At 31.5% G+C, this 16,692-nt stretch carries 8 protein-coding genes; 5 read left to right on the forward strand and 3 right to left on the reverse strand.

The window, feature by feature from the left end:
* The 4 genes from AAEO58_RS06445 (at position 1) to AAEO58_RS06460 (ending at position 6,366) form a co-directional block, all read left to right on the forward strand.
* Positions 1–594, forward strand: coding sequence for a DUF6642 family protein (locus tag AAEO58_RS06445; RefSeq protein ID WP_341682715.1), 594 nt, complete (start codon positions 1–3; stop codon positions 592–594).
* A gap of 10 nt (positions 595–604) precedes the next feature.
* Positions 605–2,860: an McrB family protein gene (locus tag AAEO58_RS06450; protein ID WP_341682716.1), complete on the forward strand. Its 2,256-nt coding sequence runs from the start codon at positions 605–607 to the stop codon at positions 2,858–2,860.
* A complete protein-coding gene (locus tag AAEO58_RS06455; protein ID WP_341682717.1) occupies positions 2,851–4,083 on the forward strand; it encodes an McrC family protein in 1,233 nt (410 codons plus the stop codon). Before AAEO58_RS06450 ends, AAEO58_RS06455 begins: the two co-directional genes overlap by 10 nt.
* Before the next feature lie 156 nt (positions 4,084–4,239).
* On the forward strand, positions 4,240–6,366 hold the full coding sequence (locus tag AAEO58_RS06460; protein ID WP_341682718.1) for a toxin-antitoxin system YwqK family antitoxin: 2,127 nt from the start codon (positions 4,240–4,242) through the stop codon (positions 6,364–6,366).
* Positions 6,367–6,441: 75 nt separating this feature from the next.
* Here AAEO58_RS06460 and AAEO58_RS06465 read toward each other — a convergent pair whose 3' ends face one another.
* The 3 genes from AAEO58_RS06465 to AAEO58_RS06475 all read right to left on the reverse strand — a co-directional run bounded on the left by AAEO58_RS06465 (position 6,442) and on the right by AAEO58_RS06475 (position 16,138).
* Entirely contained in the window at positions 6,442–7,455 is a 1,014-nt protein-coding gene (locus tag AAEO58_RS06465) for a PorP/SprF family type IX secretion system membrane protein (protein ID WP_341682719.1), read from the reverse strand.
* A gap of 13 nt (positions 7,456–7,468) precedes the next feature.
* A complete protein-coding gene (locus AAEO58_RS06470) occupies positions 7,469–15,016 on the reverse strand; it encodes a PKD-like domain-containing protein (RefSeq protein WP_341682720.1) in 7,548 nt (2,515 codons plus the stop codon).
* Positions 15,017–15,259: 243 nt separating this feature from the next.
* A complete protein-coding gene (locus AAEO58_RS06475; RefSeq protein WP_341682721.1) occupies positions 15,260–16,138 on the reverse strand; it encodes a hypothetical protein in 879 nt (292 codons plus the stop codon).
* A 335-nt stretch (positions 16,139–16,473) separates the two neighbouring features.
* On the opposite strand from AAEO58_RS06475, the gene AAEO58_RS06480 reads away from it, so the two are divergent.
* Positions 16,474–16,683, forward strand: a complete 210-nt coding sequence (locus tag AAEO58_RS06480; protein ID WP_341682722.1) for a hypothetical protein — start codon at positions 16,474–16,476, stop codon at positions 16,681–16,683.
* The last annotated feature ends 9 nt before the right edge of the window (positions 16,684–16,692 follow it).

Here is a 16,692-nt window from a genome sequence, read left to right on the forward strand (position 1 = left end):
ATGAACAGAGCAAAACATTACGAAAAACATATTTTCTGTTTAGAAGGAGATTGGAATGATAATTTGAAAGTGAAGAGTTCTATACTTCCAGCATTAGAACTCTTGCAAATAAATGCAAATGTTGAAAGTGTTTATAAAACCTGTAGCACAAAAACAGAATTTTTTGCGCGAATTCATCAACTATTAAGTAATAAAACAAAATATGGTAAATACCAAATTATCTATTTAGCCTTTCATGGTTTCAGTGGAGGTATTCAAATTTCAAATGATGATGAAATTACTCTAGAAGAGTTTGCTGAAGAATTTGAGGGTAAACTAGAAAACAAAATGATTCACTTTGGAAGTTGTAGTACATTAAAAATTCATCAAAATGAAATTACTAAATTTCTAAGAAAAACAAATGCTTTAGCTATTTCTGGGTATCAAAAAAGCATTGATTTTATTTCAAGCACAGTAGTAGATATTTTGTTTTTTGAATTGTGTCAAAATTTTAAAAGTATTAAAGCAATTGAAAATAATATGTATGCAAATTACAAACAATTGTGTGAGCAATTAGAATTTAAAATATATTATAATTTAAATATAGAAGATTAAAACAAATTAAATGTCAAAATCAAAAGAAATACTGCTAAAACTTAGTGAAGATATTCTGCAATATCTTTTAAAGCATAAAGAGAAAAACCCAAATTTTACATTTTCATTAAGAAAAAGAGATAGCGCTCAAGCCAAAGGTGTAAAACGATTACAAGTTGGGCAATGGTTTCAAGGATCTCATTATATATACGTACCTCTTTTTAAAAGAGGAGATAAAGCAAGAAAAATAAAAACCATTGGATTTGTAATCAACACAGGAAAAGATGGAAATTTTAATAATTATATTGAAATTTCATTCAAATCAGGTGTTAATGACCCAAAAGAAAAAGATTTTCATAAAAGATTAGCTGATTTTTGTGAATTAAAGTTAGGACCGAACAATCACGGCGTAAAAGGTTATCCAAATCAAAAAGATATTTTTCAAAATTTAGAAGAGTATATTACAACTTTTAGAGATTTTGCTATTAGTCTATTAGAAGAATTAGATTTAAAAGAAAAGTATATCATAACTGAACAAGAATTTCAAAAAGATTTATCACGTATTAATGCAATTAAAAAAATCTTGCAACTTGATAAAAATCAAATTACTTCAGAATCAATTTATACTAAAGAATTAAAAGCCAGTTCAATGTTAAATCAAATACTTTATGGACCACCTGGAACAGGGAAGACATATAACTCAATAAATAAATCACTTGAAATTATTAATGATAAAGAAGTGAATTCATTAGATTTTAGTAACCGTGAAGCTGTAAAGGTTTTATTTGATAAAAAAATAGATGATGAACAGATATCATTTACTACTTTTCATCAAAGTATGAGTTATGAAGATTTTATTGAAGGAATTAAGCCTTTAAAACCAAAATCAGATAATACAACTGTGCTTTATGATGTTGTACCAGGCATTTTTAAAAATATTTGTCAAAAAGCATTAACAAATTTTATTGAAAGTGCTCAAACTAAAAATACAAGTCAAATTAATTTTTCTTTCGATAGTTTACATCAAGCTTATTTAGAGTACTTGCTACATAATGATGTAATGTTTTACACAATAAATAAAAAAGAAATTAAATTTATTGAATTAAAAGGAAGTTCTATTATAGTGAAGTTTATTTGGTACAATAAAGAAAAAGGAATCGAAGCAACTGAACCTTTTACTGTTTCGAAAAGTAAATTAAAATTGCTTTTTGAAGCTGGACTTAATCCAAACGAAATTACTAATTTGAAAGAAGCTTTTGCTCCTTTTTTTAAACACAATTTATCTGTTTTTTATGCTGTTTATAAAGGGTTTTATGATTTTATTATTCAAAATAAAGGATTTGAACTTTCTACTTCAGAAGATACTATAACTTTATCTGATAATTATGAAGAATTATTAGATACATTTCTTCTATTATCTCCAGAAGAAATTAATAAAGGAATGGATGAATCAAAAAGTTTCGTATTGATCATTGATGAAATAAATCGTGGTAATGTTTCACAAATTTTTGGAGAACTAATCACATTGTTAGAGAATGATAAAAGATTAGGAAAAGATGAAGCCTTAAAAGTTGTTCTTCCATATAGTAAAGAAAAATTTGGTGTTCCTCCAAATTTATATATAATTGGTACTATGAATACTGCCGATAGAAGTGTTGAAGTATTAGATACTGCTTTGAGAAGGCGTTTTAGTTTTGAGGAAATGCAACCTCAACCAGATTTATTATCACCATCAGCAATGTATTGTAGGTTATTGTGGAAATATGAAGAAATAGATTGGGAAGAAGAGCCTTTTATTTCTGAAGAAGAAAATTTATTTAATCTATTAGGTGTGCCAGAATCACTTATTCAAGAAAAAAAATCAATTTGGGATACAATGAAGGAAGATCAAACTCGTGAAAGTTTAGATTATTTTGATAAATTTAATGATGATTTTAATGGCATTAATTTAGAAAAACTATTAAAAACAATTAACGATAGAATTGAGATATTACTTGATAGAGATCATACAATAGGTCATTCTTATTTTATAAAAGTAAATAGTATAGAAGATTTAGAAAGAACTTTTAAAAGAAATATTATTCCATTATTACAGGAGTATTTTTATAGCGATTATGAAAAAATAGGAATGGTTTTGGGGAATGGTTTTGTCGAATTAGTTAATAAAAACGAAGTAGTATTTCCTGATTTCATTAAAAATAACAACTTTAAAACAAATGGATATAGTTTAATTCCTATTGACGAAGACTTTAATATTGAAGAAGCTATCCGTAAATTATGGAAATAAAAACTATCCAAGTATTTGAATATAGCTCACTTTATGTAGGCAGTTTGTATAATAACATTCGTTTTGAACAAAGACATTTTGATGCTCTAATACAACTTAATGAATCCCATAAAAATAAGTATTTCATAATTGGTTACCAAAAAATAACGTTTAAACAATACGTTGGTGTTATCCAAGTTGATGGTTTAACTATTGAAATATTACCTAAGATTGATAAATACGAATCTGAATCAGCAGAAAACAAACAAAAATGGCAATCAGCTTTGATTGAAATGTTACGTGTAACTCGTAAATTGAAAGTGCAGCAAGTGGGTGAGGCCAATGTTTCAAAACAATCGATTCACTTATTAGATATTTACTTTGAGTGGTTTTTAAACGAAGTACAATTGTTAATTCATCAAGGATTGATAAAACAGTATTACAAGGAAACTAATAACGTAAAAGCATTAAAAGGAAAACTAGAATTTGCAGGTCATTTATCTAAAAACCTAGTACACAAAGAGCGTTTTTACACCACCCATCAAGTATATGATAAAGACCATTTATTACATCAAGTTTTGGGGCAAGCCTTGTCAATAATCGCTTCATTATCTAAAGGAACGTATTTGTACAGTAAGTGTAAAACAACACAATTAAATTTCCCTGAAGTTACCGGAATACAAGCCAACGAAACAACTTTTTCCAAAATTCCAAAAAACAGGAAAACAGCTCCTTATGAAACTGCTTTAGCTATTGCAAGACTAATTATATTGAATTATGCTCCTAACATCAAAAGTGGTTCTGAACAAATGTTAGCCTTATTGTTTGATATGAATGTTTTGTGGGAAGAATACATTTTGATTCGTTTACAACAAGTAGCGGATGAAAAAGGATTTAAAGTTTACGGTCAAAATTCGAAAGGATTTTGGAAAAACATATCCATTCGACCAGATATTGTTATTCAAAAGGGAAATGAAACTTTTATCATTGACACGAAATGGAAAAACATCGACTATTCGGAGCCATCTACACACGATTTAAGACAGATGTATGTGTATAATGAGTATTGGGATAGTAAAAAAGCGATGTTGCTTTATCCGTCGAATAAAATAAATATTGAACAACAAGAATTTACACCATTTACAAATGATAAACATGCATGTTCTTTAGGGAAAATATCTGTTTTTGATACTTTTAATAAATTAAATGCTTCAATAGGAATTCAGGTATTGAATTGGTTTTGAGGTGTTTGTTGCTTACATATAACAACTATTTTAAACTATAATATTAATTCTATTTATAATTTTATGAAATTTTCGAATTGTTACTTCTCGTTATTATTCCTGATTTTATTTCAAAATTTATCAGCTCAAAAAATAACGCTTAACGAGTTACATACTATGGGCAGCTATAAAAATTGGGAAACTACAAATAAGTTTTTAATTAGTAAAGGTTGGGATTATTATGATTCTTCTGAAAGTGATGGAATAGGTTATAATAAGATTACTTGGGCCTATGGTAGAAATGTATATGATAATGCAAGAGCATCGGCTTGGGTTTATGTAAATAATTATGAAGGCTTGCCTAATATGATTATGTATCGTTTTAGACAAAAAGAGTATTATAATACAATAATTTTGCAATTAACTGCAAACGCTTATAAATTAACTGATGAAGAGATTTTGAATAATAGAGTGGTTGCTTCCTACGAAAACAAATCTTTTTATTTAAAAATAGCTTACAATCGTGAAGAAGATAAAGATGACGAGGATTATTATGATAGTTCTAATAAAAGAACATATACGGTTTATGAAGTTACCATATATAAAAAAGGTGGAGTTTATGACCCAAATAATGGATTTAAAAAGGATTATGATGAATATGGAAATATCAGCGCAAGTTATAATTTAAAAGATGGTAAAATTGAAGGCTTATTAAAAAATTATGATTCAATTGGAAGAATAACTAGAACAGCCCAATTTAAATTAGGAAATTTAGAAGGCCCTTCAGTGGAGAATGATTATTTTGATAATAATGAGGATTATTTTAGTTTTTATGGTAATTATAAAAATGATCTACGAGAGGGAAAGTGGATAGGAGAAATTGTTACACCTAACGAAAAAAAGGTTGTACGAGAGTTTTATTATGTAAATGGAAAAAAAGAAGGTTTAAATAAAGAAACGTCAGATAATGAAATTCTGTTCCAAAATTATAAAGAAGATAATTTAGAAGGAGCATCTTTTGTATATCTGAATTTGAAACGTGCTTTTATTGGAGGTTATCCTTCAATTGATACAATCTCAAACAAAGTTGTATTACAAGCTGAATTACAATATAAACAAAACAAATTAAATGGAAATGCTAAATACTTTGGTATAAGCGGCTCTTTATTAGCAGAGGGTGTTTACAAGGACAGCTTGAAAACGGGTTTGTGGAAATTTTATCATGAAAATTTAGTAGATCATAATGATAAACCGCTTGATTGTAGTGGAAGACTATATAAAGAATCTAATTATGTGGATGGGAGACTAGAAGGAGTTCAAAAAAGATATTCTTTGCTTGAAAAAAATAAAGTGCCATGCAAACAAGGAGAAGAAGATGAAGAGGGTTGTTATGAAACTGTTTGTATTTATTTTAATGAAATAGCTACTTATAATGATGATAAATTAAATGGGGCATATGAGGTTAGGGGATCTGATAATGATTTATGGTCAAAAGGATTTTATTTGGATGGGAAAGAAACAGGAAAATGGACTATTTATGGAAAAAGTAAATTTTGTTTTTGGCTAAATAAAAAGTCGTTTGAAACAGGTGTTTATTTAAATGGTCAAAAACAAGGTAAATGGGAACGCTACGAAAATAATGATCTTTTAGAAAGTTATTTTTATATTGATGATGAAATTGACGGAGAACATATTACTTATGCTTTTAACAAACCTGCAGAAAAAAAATATTTTAAAAAAGGTAAATTATATCGCTTAGAAAAATTAGATGGTTCTGGAAATGTGAGTAAATCATATACTATAAAAAATGAAACAGATTCTAAATTAGATTGTATCGTAGTTGAGAATTTATCAACGGGAATTTTTACTCAAACGTATAGTTTTATAAAAACAGCTGATTTTGTAGTTTCACCAATTACATTTCATTTAGATTTTGAAGGTGCTGGTGAATCGATAAAAAAACGTAATGGTGTATTTGAACACAAATCTTTAGACGGTAAAATAATTAGTACAGGTAATTACACTTCGAATGTAAAAACTGGAACTTGGGAAAATTATTATTATGATCAAAATGTAAAAGCAACCTTTACTTATGATGGTTATGGTCATATAATAACTGAATATTATTATGATTTAAAACGAAATGAACCTTTTTCAGATGAATTTATTTATAAGTCAGAGGATGGCACCTTTGAGGAAAGAAAAATTAAAAATGGTGTTAGGAATGGAACCACTCGTTATAAAGACGCAAACGATAAAACTATAAAAAAGGAATCTTATAAAGATGGTATTTTAAAAGAGTAATTGAAATAAGCAATTCTACAAAATTTTAAAGGCTAAAGAAATAATGAATGATATTATTTCTTTAGCCTTTATTTTTTACCATCTAATATCTTTTAGTTTCATTCGATAATTATCACAATCTCTACAAGTATATTTAGACTGCCAAGTCAAAGTGAGTTCATGAACCCCTTGATTTTGTCCAAATCTAGAGGTGTTAATATCATATGAATATCCAAATTTAAATTCGCCAGCTCTCATAGAAACAAAAGGATTAAGAGAAGTAACAAGATGACTATTTGTACTTCTTCCTTCTGGATTGGTAGCTGCAATAACTCCAAAAGAAAACATATTCATTTCTAATGAGGCACCAATATCTAATCGGTTAAATTGAGATTGTCTCATGTAATTAAAAGACACTAATAAATCTGTATCTGCAGGCAAAATCATAGTTGGCGAATTATCTAAAGCAAAATAATAGCCACCATGTACTGATAAGAACAAATCTAAAGGCACATTACCATTTTCAAGAAAAGAAATGTCAGGACGAGTTAAGTGTTTTAAGGCAGCTCCAAACCATGCATTTTCTTCATCAACTAATACACCAAAAGAAAAATCCACAAAATTGATTTGATTATTATATCTAAGAAAACCTGGGTCAATACTACTTCCTGAGATTGAACCATCATTAATGTTTATCTGATCTTCTAATAGTAAATTACCAAAGTTAAAATCTTTACGTCCAAAACCTCCTTCTAAACCCAATCTAAGACGCCAGTTATAATTTAAATCTATTCGATAAGAAACGGCTCCATTAAATTGAAAATAGTTATAATTTGTGAAAGTTTCTTTTTGATTTAAGACTGTTATCCCAACGCCTAGATTGTCGGTCACCAAGTTATTAGCAAATCCATATTGGGTATCAATTCGTCTATTACCTTCTGGCCATTGCCTCCTATGTATTATACCAGCATTCCATGAACTTGCAGATCCAGTAAATCCCGGATTTAATGTTTCAGGAACTATTAAAAATTGTGTAAATACAGGGTCTTGTGCCTTAACTTCAATAAAAGGGGTAACAAAGACTAGTAATATATATAATTTAAATTTCATTTTTTTCTAATTCTTATTTAATTAAGACAAAAGTTTCTTCAGCTCTTATTATACTTCCATAAAACGTATCAGCGCTTACTTTACAATGGTAATTTCCGTTTTCAGCATTAACACCTTTAATGGTTCCATCCCAACCGCGAAGAACATCTCCAGTTTCTGAATAGATTAAAGATCCCCATGTGTCATAAACATCCATACGAACATTTTTTAAACCTTTTGTAACAGGTCTATAAGTGTCGTTTAGTGCATCATTATTTGGTGTAAATGCCGTTGGAACTACAAGTAAATATCCTTTTTCAACTAGTAAGCTTATTGTATGAACATACACACAACCAAAAGGATAAGTAACAGTTTGTGTTACCACATAGTTTCCTTCCAGTACATAAGTATGAATTGGATTTTCTTCGTTTGAAAATGTTCCATCTCCAAAGTTCCATAATATACTCACATAATCACCAGTAGCAGTATTTGTAAACTGTATAGGATCTAAAATTGAATATATTCCATAGGCAGTGTATCCATAAGAAGTTTGATCGAAAGATGCATTTCCTATCACAGGTATATCCACGTTTAAGCTATAAGTTGTGGTACATCCTAATGCATCTGTTGCAGTTAAAACAACCAGTCCGTCTTGGTCTGTGGTCATGAATTCATTATTTGAACCGCTAACAGTTCCGCTCGACCAACTCAATTGTATTGGAGGAACTCCACCTGATACTTGTGCTTCAAAAATCTGACTGATGTCTCTTGTTTCACAATTAACATTAGTATCAGTTTCTACATTTAATGTTAATGGTTGTGGTCGGTTTACTATATATTGTGCTGATTTTGTACATCCTCTTGAATCAGTTACCAAAACAGCATAATTTCCAGATGGAATAGTATTTAAGTCTTCAGTTGTAGTTCCGTTTGACCAACTATAGGTAAATGGAGGGGTACCTCCAGATACTAATAAATTTATAGCTCCACTATTAGCATTGTTACAATCTAATGCATTTTGAACATTTGCACTTAAAACAAGGGGTTGTGGTTCAACAATAATAAAAGTTCTAACAATCGTACACGGTTTTGAGTCAACAATTGTTACAGTGTAGGTTCCTGCAGCCAAATTATTTCTAACTAAACCAGCAGTACTGCCATCACTCCAAGTTAGTGATATTGGCTGAATTCCACCAACTAAATTTAGATTAATACTACCATCATTAGCACCAAAACATGAAATATTAAGAACTACCGGATTGATTGTAAATATTGGCGCCTCAGGAATATTTACTACAATTGTTTTAGTACAACCATTGTTATCTGTCACTAAAATTGAATAATTACCAGCAGCTAAATTATTTTGATAAAACCCAGTAGCTAAGTTATCCCATTGCGCTTGGTAGGGGCCAGTTCCTCCAGTCACTGTTAACGTAATAGAAGCATTATTAGCGCCATAACAAGTGATAGGTGTAGTAGTTGCCGTTATTACAATATCATCTGGTTGGCTAACAGTAAGTCCTGTTACTGTTTTTCTTCCTCCATTAGCATCTATAACTGTTAATGAATATACTCCAGCAATTAATCCCGTAAACTGAGGGTTTAAATTAGTAGAATCTATAATTGATGTTACTAGGTTGCCATTACTATCATATAATTCATAATCATATGGCGGAACCGATTCTTGAGTAATCAATACACCAACAGCACCATTGTTATCGCCAAAACAAATCAGATTTATAGTAAGACTTAAATCTGGCTGAATAAGTAATTCAGGTGGTTGTGTAAGCGTGAAAGTTAAAATTATTGGAGCACAATAACCATCATTTATAGTTACAGTATAGGTTCCAGCAAATAATCCAGATATATCTTCAGCGGTTGAGGTAAATCCGTTTGGTCCAGTCCAATTATAAGTATAGGTTCCAGAGCCTCCAATTGTTGTTAAATTGATAGCTCCATCATTAGCACCAAAAAAACTAACGTTATATCCATTATAATTTGAAACTATACCAGAAGATGTGAATGTAGGATTAACGGTTATAGAATAGTTGTAAACGTTCCCCTCACATGAAGATCCATTATTATTAAATGTTGCTGTTGCAGCATAAGTAATTGTCAATGGGGAATTTGTTGTGTTTATTAATGTTTGTACAGGTATAGTGTTTGTCCCAGAACTTAACGCACCAGTAATTCCACTTGGAATTGTAGCATTCCACTCATAAGTAATATTTCCTGGAAGGGTTGAATTTAGAGTAACTAAAGATGTATTGGTTTCATTACAAATGGTTTGAATTGGAATGTCAAAAGTAACATTAGGTTTAGGATAAACTTCAATTGTAATGGTAAATGGATTTCCTGTACAAATACCTGCTATTGGGGTAACTTCATATACTAAAGTTGTAATACCATTAGAATTATTCACTAATTGTTGAATAAATTGATTTTGTAAAGTTCCATTGTTTACCGAACCTGATACTGTTCCAGCAGGTGTCATTGAAACTAAATTCCAACTATATTGTAAACCAGCAGGTAATACATCATTTGAATTTGTTGAATTAAAAATATACTGTTCACCACTACAAATAATAGCAGAAACGCTATTTACAACTGGGATTTGATTAATCACTACTTCCGCTGTATTAGAAAGCACGCTAGTACACCCACCCGAAGAGAAAGTAATCTCACAATAGTAGTATAAAGTACCTACTGTTAAAGCAGGAGGGTTATAAGATGCTGTTGTAGCACCAGCGATAGCAGTTCCACCGATTGTACTATTAGTAGTATTGCTAAACCATTGATAAGTTGGTGTTCCAGTTCCGTTAGTGTAAGCTACAGTTAGAAGAGTAGGAGTTCCATTTTCACAAACCGAGCTAGAAGCAGGTTGTGTAGTAATAGCAGGCGCAGGTACAATAATTACCGTACTCACCGCGCTAGTTACATTACAACCAACACCACTTTGCGTAACCACACAGTAATAGTATTGAGTACCTACAGTTGCAGTAGGAGGAGTGTAAGTTGCGTTTGTAGCACCTGTAATAAGTGTTCCGCCAGTAGTACTATTAGTAGTGTTACTATACCATTGGTAAGCGAAAGTTCCAATACCACCAGACACACTAATGGTTAAATTAGTTGGAGTACTACTTTGACAAAGTGTTTGAGTAGCTAAAGCTTGTGTATCTACAATAGGGTCTGCTACCACAATTACTTGAGCCGTATTCGAAGTAGTGCTACCACAACCATTACCACTAAGAGTAATTGTTGCGTAGAAGTAATAGGTTCCAGCAGTAGTAAATGCTGCAGGTGTATAACTTGCGTTAGTAGCACCAGCAATAAGAGTACCACCAGAGTTACTATTAGTAGTGTTGCTATACCATTGGTAGGTTGCAGTTCCCACACCACCAGTATACCCTACAGTCAAAGGAGCAATAGTTCCACCCACACAAATAGACTGTGTAGTTGTAGGTTGAGTTGAAACCGTTGGAAGTGGATTAATCACTACTTCCGCTGTATTAGAAAGCACGCTAGTACATCCACCCGAAGAGAAAGTAATCTCACAATAGTAGTATAAAGTACCTATTGTTGTAGCAGGCGGACTATAAGAAGCAGTTGTAGCACTAGGTATTGCAGTTCCTCCAATCGTACTATTAGTAGTATTGCTAAACCATTGATAAGTTGGTGTTCCAGTTCCGTTAGTGTAAGCTACAGTTAGAAGAGTAGGAGTTCCATTTTCACAAACTGAGCTAGAAGCAGGTTGTGTAGTAATAGCAGGCGCAGGTACAATAATTACCGTACTCACCGCACTAGTTACATTACAACCAACACCACTTTGCGTAACCACACAGTAATAGTATTGAGTACCTACAGTTGCAGTAGGAGGAGTGTAAGTTGCGTTTGTAGCACTAGGAATAATTGTTCCACCAGTAGTACTATTAGTAGTGTTGCTGTACCATTGGTATGAATAAGTTCCAATACCACCAGACACAGTAATGGTTAAATTAGTTGGAGTACTATTTTGACAAAGTGTTTGAGTAGCTAAAGCTTGTGTATCTACAATAGGGTCTGTTACCACAATTACTTGAGCCGTATTCGAAGTAGTGCCACCACAACCATTACCACTAAGAGTAATTGTTGCGTAGAAGTAATAGGTTCCAGCAGTAGTAAATGCTGCAGGTGTATAACTTGCGTTAGTAGCACCAGCAATAAGAGTACCACCAGAGTTACTATTAGTAGTGTTGCTATACCATTGGTAGGTTGCAGCTCCCACACCACCAGTATACCCTACAGTCAAAGGAGCAATAGTTCCACCCACACAAATAGATTGTGTAGTTGTAGGTTGAGTTGAAACCGTTGGTAATGGATTTACAACAACTGAAACACAAGTGTTATTAGTGTTTATACAAGAAGAAGTACTTGAATCAACTACGTTTAATAAGCAATAGTTAAATGTGCCTAAAGTTGAAGTTGGTGCAATTAAAGTTGTTGAGTTTCCAGAGGTAGTAGTTATAGTTTGATTACTCCCTCCATTTATAGAATAAGTAAATGTGTAAGGCGCAACACCATTAAGTCCTGTAAATGTAATCACTGCAGCATTAGAGTTTTGACAAACACTTGAATTTCCTGAAATAGTTGCACTTGGAGCAGGATTTACAGTTACAGTCAAAGTAAAACTATTGCTACAAGTATTGATGCCAGATCCAGAAGTAGCTGTGATGTTATAAATTACATTTATTGGATTACTAGTTGAATTGAGAAGTGTCTGGCCTATGTTACTTATAGAGGTGTTTTGATTAGAAGCACCTGTTATTCCTGCAGGTGCTGTTACTGTCCAAGTGTAAGTAGTTCCTGATGGTAGAATTATACTTGGTGGATTATTACTTAAGGAAAGATTAAAAGCATTTCCAGAACAAACCGATAATATTTGATTAGGTATTTGAGGTCTAGGATTAACTGTTACGGTCAATGTAAAGTTGCTAGTGCAAATAGAAGGAGCAGAACCAGTACTTGCTGTAATTGTGTAGATTACATCGATAGGAGCATTTGTTGTATTAACCAATGTTTGCCCAATAGAACTAACAGGTGTAGTTTGATTAGAAGCGCCTGTAATTCCAACAGGACTTGTAACTGTCCATGTAAAAGTAGTACCCAAAGGTAAAATTACGCTAGGAGGATTATTGCTTAAAGAAACCGTAAAAGCATTGCCAGAACAAGTAGTTATTGCTTGAGCAGGAACTAAAGGAGCTGGGTTTACAGTTATTACAAAATTTACAGGAGTACCAACACAACCATTATTAGAAGGAGTAACAGTGTAAGTAACCGTTCCAGTTGTGTTACTTGGATTAACCAAAGTAGCGCCAGGTATTGTGTTCCCTGTACCCGGAGTAGTAAAACCAGTTATTCCATTAGTAGCGGTTACGACCCAGTTAAAAACAGTTCCAGAAGCCATACTTGAAGTTAGATTTATTGGAGAAGTTGTTCCTCCTGTACAAATCGATTGTGTCAAGTTTGTATTCGTGATAACAGGCATTTCTTTTAATATGAATGTAAATGAAGCTTGATTAGAGCCTGCACAATTTCCATTTACTTGTACAGTTATAATATAAGTTTTATAAGCTGTAAAATTAATTTGAGGATATTGGCTATTTGCATTTGTTCCACCAACAAAAGAATAATCTGCTGGTGTAACGCCCGGACCCGTAACTGTCCATGTAAAATTTGTTGGGGCATATGGTGCCACACTATAAGTAGGAGTAGTACCTACTTGACTAAAATCTATGGTATAACCAGCAGGTGCTGCATCACAAATAGTCAGGGTATTAGGATTAAAACTAACGGTAGGATCTCCAAAAACTTCTATGATTCGAGGAGTAGAAGCAAATGTTCCGCAAGAATTAGTTACATTTAGAACAACAGAATATGATCCAGGTTGTGTAAATAATATGTTGGCGTTTTGCGAAGAGGCATTAGTTGGTGCAATAAATTGATAACCGGTACTTGTGGCAGGAGTTCCAGTAACCGGTGTAACCGTCCATGAATAAATAGGTTCCTGACAAGGGATATTTAAGATATTTGAAGTATTAGTAAATAAAACTGAAGTACCTGCACAAATTGGAGATTGTGGGGTATTGGTAAAAGTAGGGGTGGGTATAGCTTCAATTTTAATGGTTTTTATCATTTCAGAAACAATCTGACAAAAATCTGGATTAATAGCCTCTAATTTTACTTCCCAACAACCTGGAATTGTGACAAATGTAGATGGAATTGTTAAATCAAAAGTAGAATTTATCCATGGACTATTTGAAGGAACTATTGTAAAGGTAATATCACCAGGTTTTTTATAGTACCAATAATATGTGACTTCGTTGAGACAGCCATTAGTCCCATATGAACCGGGAATTGTTGTATTGTCTGCGAAAATACTAGTATTGATACATTGTTTCTGAAGTAAATCAAAATTTGCTGTTGGAGGACTACTTGTATTTACATTTTTAGTCACTCCAAGACCATTAGGTGAAAAATCAATGCAATTGTTTGCTAATCCTTTATTAAATAGTTCTTTTTTAATCAGGTAATAACTATTTGGCAGATTACATGAGATTGAATCATAAATATGCTGAAGGGTTTGCATTTCAATAAGTTCAGCATGTGTATATTCTTCAATGGTTCCATCTCCATAATCGATTTTATACTTTGATCCATAATAATTTCGCCCTATACCTGAAATAGTCTTATCAATTGCAAAAGAAACACTTTCATTTATACATATTTGTTCACTTGTTGAATTCCCTAAACTGGTTGCATTACCATGAAATAAGAAAACTACGCTGTATACAGAAATATTTGAGCCATTTCTTTTCTCTATCTCAAAAGTATGAGTACCAATACTTAAATTAGATGGAATTGTAAATATACCTGATGTATGTGTTATTGTATTAATGTTTATTATGGGGTTAGGTAGAATTGGATTATTTGGGGGTGCTAAAAGAGCATCTATTTTACTAATTAAGGTAATATTGTACACATCAGTAGATTGATAATTACAAATAGAAATATCTCTTTGTGAAACTGGATTTATACTATTGCTTACTGTTGCATTTTCAGCTCTATTTAAACTTCCGAAAATTATATTTTCATTACTGCAATTAATACAATTTAAAAAATTAGAATTAGGAGCTATAGGTGATGTAACTTTAGGAATACTAATTCCACTACCAGAAACGACTGTAAAGGAATTTGTTACGTATTCTGAGTAAGGATTTGTTGATCGGATTCTTAATTTATAACTGCCAGCAGCTAATCCATTTGGAAGTGTTCCATTAATAGCTGGTACATAAAACTCATTCAGAGTTTTTAAAACAGTTGGCGTAGTAAATGCTCCCCCTGGATTCGACAATTCTAAAACAAACTGGTTATTCAGTTCAAATACACCAGTAGGGTTAATAATTACAGAAACACCTGAACCGGCAGTGTAGCTTGCCGAGTTGTTAAAACGGATAAGATTGATAGTTGGTGTTTGAGCATAAACTTTAAAATTAGTTAAAGCAAAAAAGCAACTTAAAAGTAAAATCTTGTAAAATTTTCCCATAATGTAAGTATTAATTCAAATATAAAACCTAACATCTAACATCTGTATGTTAGATTGTCTACTAAACGAATAGAAATAAACATTTCTATTACCCAAAATTTAGGTGTCAGTAAAAATATGGTGAATTGGGGACTATTCAATACGGAAATCCGTACCGTTATATTTTTTACAAAAAAACTAAAACTTTTCTAAATATTATAGTTTTACAATTAAATAAAACCATCTAAATAGAATTGATAATCATTATTTAACATACTTATTAATTATGTATTTTGTTACAGGTTTCAAAGCCTTACCTGTTTCAGGATGAATTCCATGAGTATTAAAGAATTCAGGTTTGCCATTTACTTTGCAATACCATAAAATTGCCTTTCCATTTTTAAAGAATGTTGTAGTATCCGAAACTTTAATTTTTATCAATTCTGCTTTTATTGGGTCAAATGGTATGATGTCGATTGATTTTATTATCCCTTGTTGATTTTGTTTATTACAATCAACTTTTTCGTAATGATTATTTTGCCATTGCATACATTGAGCATCAGGAATAATTAAGTTTTTTGCAGTGTATGCAATAGAGGATATTCCTATTAAACCGATTAAGCCTAAAGTAATTTTCTTTTTAATATTTTTTGAGCTGAAATTCTTAGCTTTTACAATTTCTTCTTTCACCTCTTCAACTCCAAATCTTACTTTAGTTTCAGAATCATTATCTCCATTAATTACAGTGACAAATTGTTTATTATCCGAGGTGGCTATAGAGTTACTAGTTAAAAAATCTGCATAAGGTCTTGGTGAAAAATCTACTATAATACTTGCCATTTCAATTCTGAGAGCCATTTCTGAGTCCCTTTTATCTTTTAAAAAAGATATAATCGTTTTAAACTTATCTGTATTACAAGATTCAATAGACTTCTTTAGTTTTTCATCACTTTTTGTTTCAAAGAATGCTTTAAAAATTTCTTCATCTTTTTTAGAAAGACCTTTGTCAACCAACATTGTACAATAATTTCTTAATTGGGCAGGAGATGGTGTTAATAAAACACTAGTAATATCCTTGTTTTTAACAATTTCGTAGTGGTCTTGAATAGCTTTTTTATAGCTATTGAAAGTAATTTTTGCCATTTGTATTCTTTGTTTTCGGAAATCTTCGGAATTATCGGAATTATCGGAATTCCTTATAAACACTCACTCAAAAACGCAATTCCTTTGCTTCAGAATCAGTTCTTGTTTTAACTAGCTATTGAAACAAATGTACAAAACTGATTTTAAAAAAGTGTCGCTATACAGAACCGAATTTTTATTCGGGAAGTATAAAATGAAAGTTCTGTTCTAGCACACTTACACTTCCCAAAAATATTAAATGCTCCCAAAGCGGAGTAGAGTTTAAGAACTCAATAATTGTATTCGGAATAGTTCCGAACAGTTTAACTCATGTTCCATTTTAAAAAATTATTACAATGAAAAAATATTTAGTGGTTGCTTTTATAGCATTAGGAGGCGTTTTAGTTTCTTGTTCAAATGACGATAATGAGGTTTTATCAACTCCAAAGGTAAATTTAGAACCTCAAGTGTTTGATTATTCTGTAGCACAAAAAGAGGGTGATTCAATTAAAATTAGTGAAGGGGATACTGGAGGTCAAGGAGGAAATAATCCAATTAAGCCATAATGGTTAATA

This window comes from Flavobacterium helocola (assembly GCF_038289885.1).
Classification (GTDB): Bacteria; Bacteroidota; Bacteroidia; order Flavobacteriales; family Flavobacteriaceae; genus Flavobacterium; species Flavobacterium cheniae.

Coding starts and splice junctions, on each gene's coding strand:
- AAEO58_RS06455 (WP_341682717.1), top strand. CDS start 2,851: ATGGAAATAAAAACTATCCAAGTATTTGAATATAGCTCACTTTATGTA.
- AAEO58_RS06460 (WP_341682718.1), top strand. CDS start 4,240: ATGGGCAGCTATAAAAATTGGGAAACTACAAATAAGTTTTTAATTAGT.
- AAEO58_RS06475 (WP_341682721.1), bottom strand. CDS start 16,138: ATGGCAAAAATTACTTTCAATAGCTATAAAAAAGCTATTCAAGACCAC.
- AAEO58_RS06470 (WP_341682720.1), bottom strand. CDS start 15,016: ATGGGAAAATTTTACAAGATTTTACTTTTAAGTTGCTTTTTTGCTTTA.
- AAEO58_RS06465 (WP_341682719.1), bottom strand. CDS start 7,455: ATGAAATTTAAATTATATATATTACTAGTCTTTGTTACCCCTTTTATT.
- AAEO58_RS06445 (WP_341682715.1), top strand. CDS start 1: ATGAACAGAGCAAAACATTACGAAAAACATATTTTCTGTTTAGAAGGA.
- AAEO58_RS06450 (WP_341682716.1), top strand. CDS start 605: ATGTCAAAATCAAAAGAAATACTGCTAAAACTTAGTGAAGATATTCTG.
- AAEO58_RS06480 (WP_341682722.1), top strand. CDS start 16,474: ATGAAAAAATATTTAGTGGTTGCTTTTATAGCATTAGGAGGCGTTTTA.